Source organism: Marinomonas sp. G8-14 (assembly GCF_055808935.1).
In genome coordinates, this window is the sequence record NZ_CM147891.1 from 25,312 (window position 1) to 42,727 (window position 17,416).

16 protein-coding genes and 3 pseudogenes are annotated in these 17,416 nt (G+C 43.1%); 17 read left to right on the plus strand and 2 right to left on the minus strand.

The genetic code is table 11. From position 1 onward, the window contains the following. Positions 1-53 precede the first annotated feature (53 nt). The 14 genes and pseudogenes from AC0L6V_RS00145 (at position 54) to AC0L6V_RS00210 (ending at position 13,435) form a co-directional block, all read left to right on the plus strand. Complete coding sequence (locus AC0L6V_RS00145; RefSeq protein WP_265216720.1) at positions 54-1,208, plus strand: IscS subfamily cysteine desulfurase; 1,155 nt, start codon at positions 54-56, stop codon at positions 1,206-1,208. Positions 1,209-1,363: 155 nt separating this feature from the next. Further along, the gene (ndk, locus tag AC0L6V_RS00150) at positions 1,364-1,771 is read left to right on the plus strand and encodes a nucleoside-diphosphate kinase (RefSeq protein ID WP_111638332.1); all 408 of its coding nucleotides are present in this window, start codon (positions 1,364-1,366) and stop codon (positions 1,769-1,771) included. 145 nt (positions 1,772-1,916) lie between these two features. Further along, complete coding sequence (gene rlmN / locus AC0L6V_RS00155; protein ID WP_265216722.1) at positions 1,917-3,032, plus strand: dual-specificity RNA methyltransferase RlmN; 1,116 nt, start codon at positions 1,917-1,919, stop codon at positions 3,030-3,032. A 144-nt stretch (positions 3,033-3,176) separates the two neighbouring features. Further along, entirely contained in the window at positions 3,177-3,614 is a 438-nt protein-coding gene (locus AC0L6V_RS00160; protein ID WP_418138662.1) for a tetratricopeptide repeat protein, read from the plus strand. A 179-nt stretch (positions 3,615-3,793) separates the two neighbouring features. Next, positions 3,794-4,369, plus strand: coding sequence for a helix-turn-helix domain-containing protein (locus AC0L6V_RS00165; protein ID WP_265216724.1), 576 nt, complete (start codon positions 3,794-3,796; stop codon positions 4,367-4,369). A gap of 115 nt (positions 4,370-4,484) precedes the next feature. Further along, positions 4,485-4,751: pseudogene (locus tag AC0L6V_RS00170) on the plus strand (RodZ domain-containing protein); the annotation flags it as partial. 78 nt (positions 4,752-4,829) lie between these two features. After that, positions 4,830-5,943 (plus strand): annotated as a pseudogene (ispG, locus tag AC0L6V_RS00175) (flavodoxin-dependent (E)-4-hydroxy-3-methylbut-2-enyl-diphosphate synthase). Between the two features lie 9 nt (positions 5,944-5,952). Then, positions 5,953-7,230 carry a histidine--tRNA ligase gene (gene hisS / locus AC0L6V_RS00180; RefSeq protein WP_418138663.1) on the plus strand — a complete coding sequence of 426 codons (1,278 nt, stop codon included), beginning with the start codon at positions 5,953-5,955 and terminating at the stop codon, positions 7,228-7,230. Between the two features lie 66 nt (positions 7,231-7,296). After that, positions 7,297-7,938 carry a YfgM family protein gene (locus AC0L6V_RS00185; protein ID WP_265216726.1) on the plus strand — a complete coding sequence of 214 codons (642 nt, stop codon included), beginning with the start codon at positions 7,297-7,299 and terminating at the stop codon, positions 7,936-7,938. 3 nt (positions 7,939-7,941) lie between these two features. Beyond that, the gene (bamB, locus tag AC0L6V_RS00190; RefSeq protein ID WP_265216727.1) at positions 7,942-9,075 is read left to right on the plus strand and encodes an outer membrane protein assembly factor BamB; all 1,134 of its coding nucleotides are present in this window, start codon (positions 7,942-7,944) and stop codon (positions 9,073-9,075) included. Positions 9,076-9,164: 89 nt separating this feature from the next. Next, entirely contained in the window at positions 9,165-10,502 is a 1,338-nt protein-coding gene (der, locus tag AC0L6V_RS00195) for a ribosome biogenesis GTPase Der (protein WP_265216728.1), read from the plus strand. Between the two features lie 208 nt (positions 10,503-10,710). Further along, entirely contained in the window at positions 10,711-11,616 is a 906-nt protein-coding gene (gene rimK, locus AC0L6V_RS00200) for a 30S ribosomal protein S6--L-glutamate ligase (RefSeq protein ID WP_111606423.1), read from the plus strand. Continuing rightward, positions 11,616-12,665 carry a succinylglutamate desuccinylase/aspartoacylase family protein gene (locus tag AC0L6V_RS00205; RefSeq protein ID WP_265216729.1) on the plus strand — a complete coding sequence of 350 codons (1,050 nt, stop codon included), beginning with the start codon at positions 11,616-11,618 and terminating at the stop codon, positions 12,663-12,665. The genes rimK and AC0L6V_RS00205 overlap by 1 nt, the downstream gene beginning before the upstream one ends. 167 nt (positions 12,666-12,832) lie before the next feature. Further along, positions 12,833-13,435 carry a hypothetical protein gene (locus AC0L6V_RS00210; protein ID WP_265216730.1) on the plus strand — a complete coding sequence of 201 codons (603 nt, stop codon included), beginning with the start codon at positions 12,833-12,835 and terminating at the stop codon, positions 13,433-13,435. A 104-nt stretch (positions 13,436-13,539) separates the two neighbouring features. Here AC0L6V_RS00210 and AC0L6V_RS00215 read toward each other — a convergent pair whose 3' ends face one another. Continuing rightward, complete coding sequence (locus AC0L6V_RS00215; RefSeq protein WP_265216731.1) at positions 13,540-15,777, minus strand: YgiQ family radical SAM protein; 2,238 nt, start codon at positions 15,775-15,777, stop codon at positions 13,540-13,542. 149 nt (positions 15,778-15,926) lie between these two features. After that, entirely contained in the window at positions 15,927-16,565 is a 639-nt protein-coding gene (locus AC0L6V_RS00220; RefSeq protein WP_265216732.1) for a class I SAM-dependent methyltransferase, read from the minus strand. 170 nt (positions 16,566-16,735) lie between these two features. Between AC0L6V_RS00220 and AC0L6V_RS00225 the strand changes: the two are divergent. From AC0L6V_RS00225 to AC0L6V_RS00235, 3 genes and pseudogenes are all read left to right on the plus strand, one after another. Further along, positions 16,736-16,783 (plus strand): annotated as a pseudogene (locus AC0L6V_RS00225) (DUF2496 domain-containing protein); the annotation flags it as partial. Positions 16,784-16,808: 25 nt separating this feature from the next. Further along, positions 16,809-16,931, plus strand: coding sequence for a hypothetical protein (locus AC0L6V_RS00230; protein ID WP_418139110.1), 123 nt, complete (start codon positions 16,809-16,811; stop codon positions 16,929-16,931). 82 nt (positions 16,932-17,013) lie between these two features. Beyond that, complete coding sequence (locus tag AC0L6V_RS00235; RefSeq protein WP_265216733.1) at positions 17,014-17,373, plus strand: DUF1304 domain-containing protein; 360 nt, start codon at positions 17,014-17,016, stop codon at positions 17,371-17,373. Positions 17,374-17,416: the final 43 nt, after the last annotated feature.

The window sequence follows — 17,416 nt, forward strand, 5'->3', positions numbered from 1 at the left end:
CTGTTGAGCTATCGGCTTATGTGTACCTGTTTAATTTATATTGGAGAGCTTTAATGAATACCCTGGTTTACCTAGATAACTCTGCAACCACACCCGTGGATCCAAGAGTCGCTGAAAAAATGATGGCGTGTTTAACGCAGGATGGGAATTTTGGCAACCCTGCATCTCGCTCACATCTTTTTGGTTGGCGAGCAGAAGAGGCTGTTGAAGAGGCTCGGTTACAGGTGGCCAGTTTAATTAAAGCGGATTCCCGTGAGATTGTTTGGACGTCGGGTGCGACGGAGGCCAATAATTTAGCCTTGAAAGGGGTCGCTCATGCTTATCGTCAAAAAGGTCGCCATATCATTACTTCCATGATTGAGCATAAGGCGGTTTTGGATCCTTGTAAGCAACTTGAAAAAGATGGTTTTGAAGTGACGTATTTGCAGCCAGACGTGCATGGTGTGATTTCACCAAGCCAGGTGGAAGAAGCGTTGCGTGAAGATACTGTTTTGGTGTCTTTGATGCATGGTAATAATGAGCTTGGTGTGCTGACGGATATTGCATCTATTGGTCGTTTAACTCGATCTCGTGGCGTGTTTCTTCATGTTGATGCGGCACAGACGACAGGGAAAGTTGAGATAGATGTTAATGCAATGAATGTAGATTTAATGTCACTTACCGCTCATAAAACCTATGGTCCAAAAGGGATTGGTGCTTTGTTTGTAAGGCGCTCGCCTAAAGTAAAACTGGAGGCGCAAATTCACGGTGGTGGTCATGAGCGTGGTATGCGTTCTGGCACTTTAGCAACCCATCAAATTGTTGGTATGGGCGAAGCATTTCGTTTAGCGGGCGAAGAAATGGAGCAGGATTGTGCTCGTATTAAAGCCCTGCGCGAACGTTTGTGGTCTTCATTGACAGAGTTATCTGGTGTGTATCTTAACGGTGATTCAGATAACCGCGTTGCCGGTGTATTAAATGTTGGCTTTTCTGGAGTGGATGGGGAGGTTTTATTAATGTCCTTGAGCGATATTGCAGTCTCTTCAGGTTCCGCCTGTACTTCAGCCAGCCTAGAGCCTTCTTATGTATTGCGCACGATTGGCTTGGCTGATGATCTAGCGCACAGCTCCTTGCGTCTTTCTGTAGGGCGCTTTACGACCGAGGAAGAAGTGGATTTTGCCGCTGAAACCATTAAAAACGCAGTGACTCGTCTTCGTTCAGTCGCTTAGGTGTGAAAAATGGTACTTTTATTCTTATTTGAATAAATAATGTTCGTTTGATCATACAATTTTAATGAATTGATGCGTATAATACGCGCGCTGAACTTTTAAGTCCGGGCCATGCAAAAGGCATCGTCCCTTTAAATTTAATTTGGAGTTATATCATGGCGTTAGAACGCACTCTATCTATCATCAAGCCTGATGCTGTTGCGAAAAACGTAATTGGCGAAATTTACACTCGTTTTGAGCGTGCTGGTTTCAAAATCGTTGAAGCTAAAATGATTCAACTAGACGATGAATTGGCTGGTGGTTTCTACGCTGAACACAAAGAGCGTCCTTTCTACAAAGATTTGGTTGCTTTCATGACTTCTGGTCCTGTTGTTGTGTCTGTTCTTGAGGGTGAAGGCGCTGTTCTTCGTCACCGTGAACTGATGGGTGCAACTAACCCTAAAGATGCAGCTGCAGGTACTTTGCGCGCAGATTACGCAACGTCTATCGATGCAAACGCTGTTCACGGTTCTGATTCTGTTGAGTCTGCAGCTCGTGAAATTGCTTACTTCTTCGGTAAGTAATTGACAGCTAGGACTTTTATGTCCGATCTGTTTTAAAAAAGCGGGCGCTAGCCCGCTTTTTTACAGAGGCTTCTGAAAAGATTTTTCTTTTCAGAGGCTTTTTTCGTTTACACTTAATGCTACTTATAGCAAGCGATATTGAATTATGACTGACATCAAAAAAGTAAACCTTTTAGGTTTATCCCCCGACAAGCTGATTGAGTTTTTTGAATCTATTGGTGAGAAGAAATTTCGTGCTACTCAAGTGATCAAATGGATTCATCAAAAGGGGGCTGAAAGCTTTGAAGAAATGACAGATGTCAGTAAGGCGTTACGAGCAAAACTAGAGCAGATCTGTGAAATTCGTGGACCCGAAGTGGTGTCGCAGACTATTTCTACTGACGGTACGCGTAAGTGGATTATTCGTACTGAAGGGGGCAAGAATGACTGTGTTGAAACGGTTTTGATTCCAGATGGTGACCGAGCCACGCTGTGCGTGTCTTCGCAGGTAGGTTGTTCTCTGGATTGCAGTTTTTGTTCAACGGGTAAGCAAGGTTTTAACCGAAATTTAACGCCTGCTGAAATCATTGGTCAGGTTTGGATTGCGATTAAATCCTTTGGACCTATGGATCCAAACGGCCCTCGTCGCGTTACCAATGTGGTCATGATGGGAATGGGCGAACCTTTAATGAACTTTGAGCCGGTTGTTGATGCGATGATTTTAATGATGCACGACCATGCTTATGGTTTGTCTAAGCGTCGCGTCACCTTGAGTACTTCTGGTGTCGTCCCTAAAATTTATGAGTTGGTGAAACGTACAGACGTATCTTTGGCGATTTCATTGCATGCGCCAAACGATGCTTTGCGCAACGAGCTTGTACCCATTAATAAAAAATACCCAATTGCTGAACTGTTAGAGGCGTGCCAGTTTTATTTGGCCAACCTGCCAGACAAGCGTCATATCACAATTGAATATACTTTAATGTCTGGTGTGAATGATAACGAAGAGCAGGCTTATGAGTTAGCTGAGCTTCTTAAAGATTTGGAGTGTAAGGTTAACTTAATTCCATTTAACCCATTCCCTCACTCTGGTTATGAAAAGCCATCGAATAATCGTACGCGCCGTTTCCAGAAAATTTTGGCGGATGCGGGTTACACTGTGACCGTTCGAACCACTCGGGGAGATGATATCGATGCGGCTTGTGGCCAGTTGGTTGGAGATTTCCACGATAAAACACGCCGTAGTCAGAAATACATTGAGTTGCGAGAAGTGAAAAGTTAATTATTTTCTTTAGTGAATGACAAGGATGTCAGTATGCGGTTGTGTTGGTTGCCACTTTTTTTGTGTTGTTTATTGAGCGCCTCTTGTGCTTACAAACCTGTTTCCACGCCATCATCCTCAACGTCTGATTCTGAGAGGTTGTTGATGGTTCAAGCGCATCTTTTGCTGGGGCAGTGGGTCTTGGCGAAAAAGCAACTTGACCAGGTTCGTATGTCCGAGCGTGGCAATGATTATTGGCGACTATTGAGTTTGTATTGGCTCAGCGTTGACCCTAATGATAAAGCGCTTTCAATACATCATCAGGCGCTGCAAAAATACCCAGACGATGATTTTATCTGGAATAACTACGGTGTGCTGCTGGGCTTAAAGAAGCGCTGGGGAGAGGCCTGTAATGCGTTTGAAAAAGCCGATACCAGTCGCTTGTTAAAACGTCAATCTGTGCAAATAAATCTATCTAGATGTGCAATACGTCAGAATCAAGTAAACTTGGCAGGAAACTATCTCAAACAGGCAAAAGAAATTGCAGATTTACCTCTGATTGGTTTGATGACCGAGGCTCAATCTTGTTTTAATACAGGGTAGTAATGACAAAGCTCGCTTAATTTTTAATAATATCCAGGCTGATAAAGAAATTGCCCGAGGATCGGTGCATTTTGATGAATACAACTGTCTGTCGCGGCATCTAACTGCACGCGAGACTGACCCTACACTGTATTCATCAGCGAGTAATTTTACATGCCTGCATGGCTCAAGGTATTGACATGACAACTGAATCTCAAACGAACGCTTCTGTAAGCAAAACGCACACTATTAACATTGGCAATAGATTAAAGTCAAAAAGACTAGAGCTAGAGTTTGATGAAAGATATGTTGCGACCGCGCTAAAAATTCCGATTGATCAAGTGCGAGCACTTGAGGCGAATGATTTTAAATATTTCCGTTCTGTGACCTTTGCTCGAGGATTTCTAAAGAGCTACTGTCGTTTGTTAGGCATAGAGCATACAGAGATGTTGCATGCATTTGACAGTAGCAGGGACGTTGCTGAGTCAACCATTAAGCCTGTCGACAAGGTGAATAAGCAAACGCATCTAGGTGACCCTATTGTTGTGTTTATTTCCGTCGTTATTGTTGCTGTTCTCGTATTTTTAGTTTTTTGGTGGCCGTCTCAATCGGCTACAGTAGCCTTAGAGGAACAGCAAATAGAAGCCAGTGAAAGTGCTTCTATGGTTGAGCCGAATATGGAGGCATTACAAACCCCCGATGAGCCGACTGTGTCTCCAGAGGCGTCAACAGATTTACCTACTTCGACAAGCGAGAACGAAGCAGAGGCTCGGTGATAGTGATGTGAGCAGTAGTACAAGTGATCTAGGTGTCAGTGACATTAAGGAGCAAGCTGTTGAATCGCCATCAGTACCTACTAGTTCCGTTGTGACTGGCTTGTCAGCTGAGACTATGGCCATTTTAGAAGAGGCGGGCGTACGACCAGAGGATGTTATAAGAGCAACAGCTGAAGTACCTTCAACGCCGGCCCCTACTGTGCCGTCTTATACCGATGAGGTTGAAGTCGCATTTAGTGCGGATTGTTGGACAGAAGTGCGTGATGCCACAGGTAAAATTCTATTTTCTGGCGTGAAGACAGCGGGCAGTAATTTGTCTTTAACAGGCAAAGCGCCTTATCGCATTGTATTTGGTTACGCGAGAGGCGTGTCATCTTTGAAATTTAAAGGCGAAGTGTTCGATTTTTCTTCTTCTATTCGTAACGATTTGGCTCGATTTGAGGCTCAAGTAGAGACTCTTATGCATTTTGAATCCCCTATAAAACGTCGCCATTCACGTCAAATTATGGTTGGGAATGTGCCAGTTGGTGGTGGCGCACCCATCAGTGTTCAAAGTATGACGAACACTGAAACTTGCGATGTTGATGCAACAGTCGCTCAAATTCGTGCCATCGCTGAGGCGGGTGCGGATATTGTGCGTGTATCTATTCCATCAATGGATGCGGCTGAAGCGTTTAAAAAAATACGTGAAGCGGTGTCAATTCCATTGGTTGCTGATATCCATTTTGACTATAAAATCGCTTTGAAAGTGGCCGAATATGGTGTTGATTGCCTGCGGATCAATCCTGGTAACATTGGCAATAAAGACCGTGTTCGTGCGGTTGTGGATTGCGCTCGCGATAAAAATATTCCCATTCGTATTGGTGTTAATGCGGGGTCTTTGGAAAAAGACCTGCAAAAAAAATACGGAGAGCCGACACCCGATGCCTTGGTTGAGTCTGCGTTCCGTCAGATTCAATATTTTGATGAGTTAGATTTTCATGAATATAAGTTGAGCTTAAAGGCATCTGATATTTTTATGACGGTAGAAGCCTACCGGAAAATTGCCAGTCAAATAGATAACCCGTTGCATTTAGGGATAACAGAGGCTGGTGGTTTGCGTTCTGGCACAGTGAAATCCTCTATTGGGCTTGGTTTACTTTTGATGGACGGTATTGGTGATACTTTGCGTGTCTCTTTAGCTGCAGATCCCGTTCAAGAAATTAAAGTGGGTTGGGATATGTTGCGCAGTTTGAAACTGCGAAATCGTGGCATTAATTTCATTGCTTGTCCAAGCTGCTCTCGTCAGAATTTCGATGTCATTAAGACAATGAATGAGACTCGAAGAGCGACTTGAAGATATTGTTATTCCTATGGATGTGGCTGTTATTGGGTGTGTAGTTAATGGCCCAGGTGAAGCCAAAGAGGCTGATATTGGCCTCGCTGGTGGGTCGCCAAATAACTTGATTTACCAAGATGGCAAGCCTAATAGCAAAACTAAGAATGAAACGCTTGTTGATGACTTAGAAAAAATGATTCGTAAAAAGGCGCTTCTCAAAGAACGAGAATTAGCCAATATCATTGTAAAAAATTAAGGATCCATTGTGGCTCGTAAAATTCAAGCGATTAGGGGAATGAATGACATTTTGCCTGATCAATCCTCTGTTTGGCTATATTTAGAAAAAACAGTGGCCGATGTTGTTAAGTCGTATGGGTACCAGCAAATTCGTTTTCCTATCGTAGAAAACACGGATTTGTTTAAGCGCGGTGTCGGTGAAACAACTGACATTGTGGAAAAAGAAATGTACACATTCAATGATCGCAATGGCGAGTCATTGACCTTGCGCCCTGAAGGTACTGCAAGTTGTGTTCGCGCTGCGGATCAGGCTGGATTATTGTTTAATCAAACTCAACGCCTTTGGTATACGGGGCCTATGTTTCGTTATGAGCGTCCGCAAAAGGGGCGTTATCGTCAGTTTCACCAGATCGGTGTCGAATCTTTTGGTATGGGGTCGGCTGATATTGACGCTGAGTTGATTATTTTGTCTGCTCGCTTGTGGAAAAAATTGCGGTTGTTGGAGCATGTTGAGCTGCAATTGAATACCATAGGATTGGCGTCTGAGCGTGAAACGTATAAAGCCGCTTTGGTTGAATACTTGACGGCCTTTAAAGAGCAATTGGATGAAGACAGCCAGCGCCGCTTAGCGACGAACCCATTACGGATATTAGACTCTAAAGATGAATCGACCCAAGCGATACTAAAAGAAGCGCCAAGCTTAGAAGATTTTATTGGTGAAGAATCGCAGGCTCATTTTGATCTTTTACAGGCCATCTTGAAAGCTAATGGAATACCGTATGTTATTAACCGCCGCTTAGTGCGCGGTTTAGATTATTACGGTAAAACTGTTTTTGAGTGGGTAACGACGCATCTAGGTTCTCAGGCGACCGTTTGTGCAGGTGGTCGTTATGACGGTTTGGTCGAGCAACTAGGAGGTAAGTCGACACCTGCTGTAGGATTTGCAATGGGCATCGAGCGTTTAGTTTTATTGCTTGAAACGTTAGATTTGATTCCTCAATCAGCTAAATTTTCTGCTGATATTTTTATTGTTAGTATTGGTGACGATGCCGAAGTCGCTTCTTTTATTTTGGCTGAGACATTGCGCGAAATGAGCTCCAATTTGGTTATATTGCGTCATTGTGGTGGTGGTAACTTTAAGAACCAAATGAAAAAGGCAGATAAATCAGAGGCACGCTTTACAATTATTTTAGGTCAAGACGAAATAGATCAAGGTATTTGCCAAGTAAAAGACATGTCAACGGGAGAGCAACAATCTTACCCACTCGATGATGTTATTAATTACCTAAATACTAAATTTAATTGAATTTTTGGATTTAATGGTGTGCTGCCATTTAAGTAATTTGGCAGTGCCTTATATGAGGAAAAGAAAGTGTCTGAATTAAAGACTGAAGAAGAACAAATCGAAGCGTTTAAATCTTGGTGGAAGAAGAATGGTGTTATTCTGCTTGTCGCAGTAGCGCTTGCTGTTGGTGGCTATTTCGGCTGGCAAGCTTGGAAAACGAGTCAAGCGAATTACACGAGTGAAGCGTCCGCTCTTTATCAAAATTTGATTCAAGCATCAGCGGATTTGAGTGACGAAGAGAACCAAAAAACAGTTACCTTTATCGCCAAGCAGTTAGTTGATGATTATGGCGACACAGGTTACGCGATGTTCGGTCAATTGTTTTTAGCGCGAGTCGATGCTGAGAATGGTCAATACGATGCCGCTATCAATGCATTAGACACGGCTATCGCAAAGACTAAGGATGTGTCTTTTATCGCTATTGCGAATTTACGAGTTGCGCGTTTATTGCTTCAAAAAGAAGATTATGCGGGTGCGATGGCTCGTGCTGAGCAAGTAACCGCTGAAGAGTTTGCTGCGCAACAGCAAGAATTAATTGGTGATATTTTAATATCGCAAGGCAAGCGTGATGATGCGCGTGTTGCTTACATGAAAGCAAACGAAGCATTAGGCGTGGGTGTGAATCATCCTCTGCTTGATATTAAACTAAAAGATTTGGTAAAAGGCTAAATTATGAACAAGTCTCTTTTTCTTGTTGTATTATTTTCTGCTCTAGTCATCCAAGGGTGCTCTAACTCTCGTCCTGCTTTACCAGACTTGCCTGCTTTAGATGCGAAAGTGAACTTAAAAACGTCATGGCGAACTGGAGTGGATGGAAACTTTGGTGAATCGAGCGAGCGTTTTAACCTTGTTGCGGAAGATGATGCTCTGTTTTTTGTGACAGAAAAAGGCACTGTTTACGAGCTAGGGCAAGAAAAAGGTAAAAAGAGAAACACCGTATCGACAGAGTTTCAACCCAGCTCTGGCGTCACGCGTCATGGTGATACACTGTTTTTTGGTACATATGATGCCAAGCTGATTGCTGTTTCTTTGACGAATAAATCTGTCTTATGGGAGAAAACGTTAAGTTCAGAAGTGTTGTCAGAAGCGGCTTATGCTGCTGGTAAATTAGCAATACAGACAGCGGATGGCTGGTTGAATGTGCTGGATGCAGAGTCTGGTGATATTTTATGGCGGGCCAAAGAAGATTTGCCATCGTTAACAGTACGTGGTACAAGCGCACCCATTATTGCGGATGGCAAAGTGGTTGCCGGTTTCGCAAGTGGTAAGTTAAAAGCGTTTTCTTTGCAAAGTGGTAATCTACTGTGGTCTTATGAAGTAGGGAAGCCTGAGGGCCGTTATGAAATAGAAAGGCTGAGTGACATTGATGGTCGTTTGGTGGTAAGCAATGGCGTTGTTTACGCTGTCGCTTATAATGGAACACTTGTTGCGCTTTCTCTTGATAGCGGACGACCATTATGGCAACGCAGTATTGCGAGTTCAGTTGGCGTGGCGGTGAGAGGAGAGCTACTTATTGCTGTTGATATGACGAGTAAAGTCATTGCTCTGAATGCAAAAAATGGTACAGAAGTATGGGAGAATACAGATCTTGTTGAGCGAGATTTGATTTCACCTGAGTTCTTCCGAGATTATGTTGCTGTTATGGACCGAGCTGGTTATGTTCATTTACTTGACTTAAACACAGGTGAAATAGCAGTGCACAAGGTTGCTGACAACAAGGTGCCACCAGGCAGTCGTATGGTCGCAAATGATAAGCAGCTGTTTATTCTTACGCCGAACTCTAATGTGACGGCATTGAGCTACTGAAATTAATTTTGATTTTGTTAGCGATTTTTTAAAGAGGCTGCCATCCTTTTTTAGGGTGGTGGCCGCTTTGTATTTTTATAGGTAAAAAAATGATTCCAGTTATTGCATTGGTAGGTAGACCCAATGTTGGCAAGTCAACGCTCTTCAATCAATTGACGAGATCCCGTGATGCTTTAGTTGCCGATTACCCTGGCCTGACCCGTGATCGTAAATACGGTGATGGTAAGCTTGGCGAACATGAGTTTATCGTTATTGATACTGGTGGTATCAGTGGTGATGAGCAAGGTATTGATGAAAGAATGGCACGACAGTCTTTGTTGGCAATCGAAGAGGCCGACACTGTTTTGTTTATTGTGGATGGCCGCCATGGTTTAAACCCTGCTGACGAGATGATCGCTAATCATTTGCGTCGCTCGAATAAGCCTGTTTCTCTTGTGGTTAATAAGACAGATGGCATTAACGAAGATATCGCATTAGCGGACTTCTATTCATTGGGGTTTGGTGAGTTGCACCCGATTGCGGCTTCCCATGGTAAAGGTGTTCATGTCTTAATTGATAAAGTCATGTTGCCTTATGCTGAGCGTGTTGAAGAAGCGAAAAACCAGATTAGTTTAGAGTCTCGTGGTATTCGTATTGGCGTAGTGGGGCGTCCAAATGTGGGCAAGTCTACGTTGGTTAACCGCATGTTAGGTGAAGACCGTGTGGTCGTCTATGATATGCCTGGTACGACTCGCGATAGTGTGTATATACCTTATGTTCGTCATGATAAAGAATACACTCTTATTGATACAGCAGGTATTCGTCGTCGTAAACACGTGAAAGAAGCGGTTGAAAAGTTCTCTATTGTGAAGACGTTGCAAGCCATTCAAGACGCTAACGTGGTTATTGTTGTGATCGACTCTCACGAAGACTTGGTTGAGCAAGATCTTCATATGATCGGTTATGTGTTGGATGCTGGTCGCGGTGTGATTATTGCTATTAATAAGTGGGATGGTCTTAAAAAAGAGGATCGCGAACACATTAAGAGTGAAGTAGAGCGTCGTTTAGGTTTTGTTCCTTATGCGAAGGTTCATTATATTTCAGCCTTGCATGGTACGGGCGTTGGTGATTTATACGATACCATCGAGAGTACGTATGAATCTTGCTATGCCAAATGGACAACCAACCGTTTGACACGGATTTTGGAAGATTCTGTTGCAGAGCATCAGCCTCCAATGGTGAACAGTCGTCGTATTAAGTTACGCTATGCCCACCAAGGCGGCTCTAATCCGCCACGCATTGTGGTGCACGGAAATCAGACAGACTCTTTACCTGGTAGTTATAAGCGCTACTTGGAAAATAAGTTTAGAACGGTGCTCAATATCACCGGTACACCGATTATTTTTGAGTTCAAGTCATCTGAAAACCCGTTTTCACCGAAAAAATAATCGCTATTTTCTGTTGAATGCTCAATGAATCTCTAAGTGTTTTTGTGATGCAAAGATGCTTGGAGATTTTTTGATGGAAAAAGCAGAAATCTCTTTCTAAATTTATTCTGATTCACTATTCTCGCGCCAATGGTCTTTCTCTATTTATAGACACTTTTTATAAGCATAGTTTGCTTGTGTGCTTTATTTTTCTGTTCAAAGGACATCTATGAAAATCGCAATACTTTCTCGTAATCCTCGGCTTTATTCTACTCGTCGATTGGTTGAAGCCGGTGAGCAGCTCGGTCATGAGGTAGATGTTATTGATACCATGCATTGCTATATGGACATCACCAGTAGCAATCCGTCTGTGCGTTACAATGGTCAACCTTTACCAAAATACGATGCCGTTATTCCAAGAATTGGCGCGTCAGTAACTTTTTATGGTACAGCAGTGGTTAGACAGTTTGAGATGATGGGGACTTACAGTATTAATGAGTCCGTGGCGATCAGTCGTTCACGTGATAAGTTAAGATCTTTGCAGCTTATGTCTCGTAAGGGCTTGGGCTTGCCTAAAACAGGTTTTGCTCACCATCCTGATAAAATAGGCGACTTGTTGAAAAACGTCGGTGGTGCGCCTGTTGTCATTAAGTTATTAGAAGGTACACAGGGGATCGGCGTGGTGTTGGCGGAATCTAATAAAACCGCAGAATCGATCATTGAGGCTTTTATGGGACTAAAAGCCAATATTTTGGTGCAAGAGTACATCAAAGAAGCGGGTGGTGCTGACATTCGCTGTCTAGTTGTTGGTGGTAAAGTTATTGCTGCTATGAAACGACAAGGCGCTGAAGGTGAATTTCGCTCTAACCTTCATCGTGGTGGAACGGCATCGTTAATTAGATTGTCTCCAGAAGAGAGGCGAACGGCAGTAGAAGCCGCAAAGGTGATGGGTTTGAATATGTGTGGTGTTGACATTTTACGCTCTAATCATGGTCCTTTGATTATGGAAGTTAATTCGTCGCCAGGTTTAGAAGGTATTGAGGCAGCAACAGGAAAAGACGTTGCTTCGATGATTATTCAGCACATTGAAAAGACAGCTTTTTTGAGTAATACCAAAACAAAAGGGAAGGGCTAATGGCGAAAACAGTTTTAACAATTGGTGGTGTGGATATTCCATTAGGCGGCACTGCAAGAATAAAGCTGCCAATGGTGAAATTGTATACAGATACAAATATGTCGATGCCCGTTTTTGTTAAACGTGGAAAGAGATCTGGTCCAACATTATTTATTAGTGCGGCCATTCACGGCGACGAACTTAATGGCATTGAGATTATTAGCCGTATTATTCAAAGTAAGTATTTAGAAAATTTGAAAGGGACTCTGATAGCTGTGCCCATTGTGAATGGGTATGGTGTTCTAAGTCAGAGTCGCTATTTACCCGACCGTCGTGATTTGAATCGTTCTTTTCCTGGCTCTCAGCGTGGCTCTTTGGCCGGTCGTGTCGCTGATCGCTTTTTAAATGAAATTGTTTCCAAAGCAGATTACGGTATTGATCTTCATACTGGGAGTTTACACCGTACGAATTTGCCGCAAATTCGAGCCAACCTTGATGACCCCGAAACACTAGAAATTGCGAAAGCATTTGGTGTGCCTGTGCTGATGAATTCCAACCTTCGTGATGGTTCATTAAGAGAATGCGCAAATGATGTGGGCGCGAAAGTCATTCTTTATGAAGCAGGAGAGGCTTTACGTTTTGATGAACTGTCTATAAGAGCCGGTGTGAAAGGCATTGTGGGTGTGATGAGGCATTTAGGTATGCTGCCTAAGTCGCGTAGTAAAAAATCGCTATCAGAACCTAGAATTGCTCGAAGCAGCAGCTGGATTCGCGCCACGGACAGCGGTTTTACCACGCACATCAAAGAATTGGGTGACCTTGTTGAAGAGGGGGATGTGCTGGCTGAAATTAAAGACCCCTATGGTGATATTCTGGACAAGGTGTTGTGCAAAAATGGCGGGATCATTATTGGTAAGCAGAATATTCCATTAGTTCAAGAAGGGGATGCCATGTATCACATAGCACACTTTTTGGCGCCTGATGAAGTGGCAGGTTATGTAGAAAGTATGCAAGATGAGTTAATGGATAGTGAGGCGTCATTAAGTCTTATTGATTATAAATCTTCTTAATTATCTCTTGCGATATTATTCATCATATTAGTGCGCATGTTATGACATATTAATTATAAAATGTCATAACATGCGCATGAAATAAGAAATGATAGTGTCATCTTCTTGTAATGCATCGTTTTTCACTTTTTTCATTAAAATCTCGCTATTACAAGTCGAGGTTTTATATGTTTATCTTTCGTAGTCTTGCGTATCTTTTTGCCGTGGCTGGAGTGGCTCAATTAATCTCTTTAGAGGGTTATGAATTTCAAACAGCCGCTCAGTACAGTGAGAGTTCGTTGACTGAGCATATGCAAGACTTTATGTCATTTTTCAGCTGTATGTTGTTTTTGTATGCAGCACGTTTAGACGCGAAATTAAACATAGCAGCAACCTTACTTGGTGCTTTGCTGGCCATGATGTTTGTGCGTGAATCTGATTCTTTATTGGACATGTATGTGTTTGATGGCGCTTGGCAAAGTATTGTTGGTTTGATTTTTGTTTGCGTGCTTGTTTTTCTATGGGGACGCTTTTCTTCCATATATGCTTCATTAAAAGAATATTCTCAGCAACCCAGCTTTGGCACTTTTTTGGCGGGTTTTGTCACCATCGTAGTCTTTTCTCGTTTACTTGGGCGAGGGTCATATTGGCAAGCTATTATGGGAGATTCCTATATGCGCCTTGTGAAGAATATTGTTGAAGAGGGCGTTGAAACCTTGGGTTATACCTTAATTTTTATCGCTGCGATTGAGTTAGTCATTACTTGCCGTCGCAGAGCGTTGATTAAATAGAACATAGCCAATATGTCATTCAATAAAAAATGCGTCATGTTGAAGAAACATGACGCATTTTTTGTGTTTGACGTTTTATATTGAAAATGACGTCTGGTACAGGCTTACTGTTGACGAGATTTTACTTTTGTCTTGCGACGTTTTGCTGGCACTGTTGTCATCGTGTTGCTGTTTTTACGACGAGCCTTTTCTGCCGCAATATTTTTTTCCATCGTTGGTCTGTTTGACGTGTGAGAGGCGCCTGTCGCTTGACCTGGTTTTGCTTTCTGAGGACGACGATGAATCTGTTTGTCCTTCTCTTCCGCTGGTACTAATTTGTTGTCACCATGACCAATAAGGTCGGTGCGGCCCATTTTAATGAGCGTATCGCGAAGATTTTGCCAGTTGCTAGGATCGTGATAGCGCAAGAAGCCTTTTTGTACAGTGCGTTGCTTGGCGTCTTTAGGGGTATAAACGTCTTCACTCTTATATGTCACCGGCTTTAATGGGTTTTTGCCAGAATGGTACATCGCCGTTGCTAATGACATGGGCGATGGGTAAAACGTTTGTACTTGATCTGGTTTGAAATCATTGGTTTTTAACCAGACGGCAAGGTTGAGCATATCTTCGTCTGAACTGCCTGGATGGGCAGCGATAAAGTAAGGGATTAAATGCTGCTTCTTGCCTGCTTCTTTGGAATATTTATCAAACATGCGCTTGAAGCGGTCGTATGTTCCCATTCCTGGCTTCATCATTTTTGATAAGGTGCCTTGCTCTGAGTGCTCTGGGGCAATTTTTAGTAAGCCGCCCACATGGTGAGTGACAAGCTCACGAACGTACTCAGGATCTTCTACAGCAAGGTCATAACGTAAGCCTGAAGCGATAGACACAGTATGAATGCCTTCAACTGCACGAGTTTTACGATACAGTTGCGTCGTTGGACTATGGTCGGTATTCAAGTTGGAGCAAATGGTCGGGTAAACACAAGACAGTTTACGGCACGACGCTTGTACTTCATCGTCGTTACAGTTTAGTGTGTACATGTTGGAGGTTGGTCCACCAAGGTCAGAAATGTGGCCTGTGAAGCCTGGCACCTTATCCTTGATGTCTTCAATTTCCTTCAAGATGGACTCGTGTGAGCGAGATTGAATGACTCGTCCTTCATGTTCGGTAATCGAACAAAAAGTACAGCCACCAAAACAGCCACGCATGATATTGATCGATGTCTTAATCATATCATAAGCCGGAATGCGGGCTTTTTTGTATTTCGGATGCGGCACACGCGCATAAGGCAAATCAAACACGCCGTCCATTTCAGGTGTTTCTAATGGAATCGGTGGTGGATTAACCCAAATTTCTTTTTTGCCATGTTTTTGAATCAACGCCCGAGCATTATGTGGGTTTGACTCAAGATGCAAGATACGAGAGGTGTGCGCGTACAAAACGGGATCTTTGGATACTTTTTCAAAAGACGGTAAACGAATATACGTTTTTTCAGGATCGAGCTTTTCACCGCGACGCAGCGGTGCAGGAATCACACGGATTGGCATGACATCGGACTCGTCTTCATCCTTAGTCTGACATTTCCCTTCTGGAATGTATTCGTAAGGGCTGTAGATCTGATCGACTTTGCCTGGCCAATCAACACGCGTGGAGTCAATTTCAGTGTAGCCGCCAGGAGGCGCATTACGAACAATAGTTGTGCCGCGAATGTCTGTGAGTTCGTCAAGCGTTTTACCCATGGCCATTTGATGGGTAACTTCAATCATAGCCCGTTCAGCGTTGCCGTAAAGCAAAATATCCGCAGTAGAGTCGATTAATACTGAGCGGCGCACTTCATCGCTCCAGTAATCGTATTGAGCAATGCGTCGCAGGCTGGCCTCAATGCCACCAATCATCACAGGGACATCATGAAAGGCTTCTTTACAGCGCTGAGAGTAGACAATAACCGCGCGGTCAGGACGTTTTCCACTAACGCCGTACGGCGTATAAGCATCGTCGTTGCGTACTTTTAAGTCGGCGGTGTAGCGGTTGATCAAGGAGTCCATGTTGCCAGCGGTAACGCCAAAATACAGATTAGGGCGACCAAGGCGCATAAAGTCTTGCGTATTGCGCCAATCAGGCTGATCAATAATGCCGACACGATAACCTTGCGCTTCTAATAAGCGGCCCAATACCGCCATGCCAAAACTTGGGTGATCCACGTAAGCATCACCGGAGACAATAATCACATCGCAGCTGTCCCAACCAAGGGCATCCATTTCCTCTCTGGTGGTCGGAAGAAAGGGGGAAACACCGTAACACTCGGCCCAATACAATGGGTAAGAAAAGAGATGCTTGGCGGTTTTATGTCGTTTGATCATTATCTACTCTTGGTATCGGGCGTAATGGCGATGACTATCGTGCTGCAATTACAAGGATACATGGATTATCGGTGAAAAATTGTGCTGTATTATCCCAGAAAAAACCTAGGGTAGACAGCCTAATCTAGGTCTATTAGGGCTTATATTATTTAAGGTTGAATACGCCACACGCTTTCCTCAAATATATTGTGTCCTTCCTCTTTATACTGCGGATTTGTCAGAGCTAAGTTTTCAGAGGCGATTTTTTGAATTTGATTTCCCCAGAGGGACACAACACTATCATCATTGACAGAAAATGGTGGTCCTTGTTTGTCGCCATCATAGTGTAATGAGACTAACAATAAGCTGGCAGTGGAGGATAAGCGTTGAAGAGTATGTGAGACATACTCAGTGCGTTTGGAATCTGGCATAGCGATCATCGCGGCACGATCGTAGCAGGCATTAAATTCGGTTTCGTTGAATAAAAAGTAATCGCCTTCAACAATACGCAATGGCAAGCCGTTGACAGTATGAATTTTTAATTCGCCTTGTTGATAGGTTTCATAGGATAAGTCATTATCACCTAGAAATTGAATTACTGCTAAGGAAGACAGTTCAACGCCCGTAACCCAATAGCCTTGTTCCGCCAACCAGATCATATCATTGGACTTGCCACATAAAGGCACAAGAACGCTACTGCCTTTTGGTAATATGGGCCAAAACTCAATTAGTTTAGGATTAACACCTTCTTGGTGAAAGCCGATACGTCCCGTTTTCCATCGATCTAACCAAAATTCATTTGTAATCACGGTAACCTCGTTAAATTAGGCTTGTTTATGTTCGGTGTGTATTGTATTTGTCTTATTTTCGCTGAACAATTGATAATGCCAAAAGCCATTATAGACGGCAAAATGGTTTTTTACGGACTATTTAGTGTATTTTACCTATATATTATTGCCGTTTTTCGCATGGAGTTTTTATGTCTTTAGACCAGGCGCCAGATCATATCAAGTTGGCTGTTGATCTTATTGCATTATTGGAAAGTCACGATATTGAGTCCCAGAGTCGCCGTAGGTGCGCTGACCATTGCGCTGCAAGATTTCCAGCAAAAACTTGCACAAACAGATGAAAAATCCAACGTGCTTGGTGAAGTAGACCAGGATAGAGCAAAATAGTTTCTCTGTTTCTTGACGGCAATGAGATAGGAGACTGGGGAAAGCCATGCTTAATGGGATAAAAATAAGAAGGAGAGAGGGTATGGAGTTAATCGCAACGTTAGCCACGGTTTTTGTCGCATTTTTGCATTTCTACATCATGTATATTGAGATGTTTCTTTGGGATACGCCTAAAGGCATGAAGATTTTTGGATTGAAGCCAGACTTTGCCAAAGCAAGTAAGGTGATGGCAGCGAATCAGGGACTTTACAATGGCTTTCTTGCTGTGGGCCTGCTGTGGAGCTTGTGGCTTGGTGACGGGGGATCGCACGTAACGATTTTCTTTTTACTCTGTGTGGTTGTCGCTGGCGTGTATGGTGCCATTACCTCAAGCAAGAAGATTTTGTTTGTACAAGGTTTACCAGGTTTGATGGCATTAATTGCTGTGTTATTAACGGGCTAAAAGCCACCATACAATGTACATAATTGGTTATAATGTGTGTAAA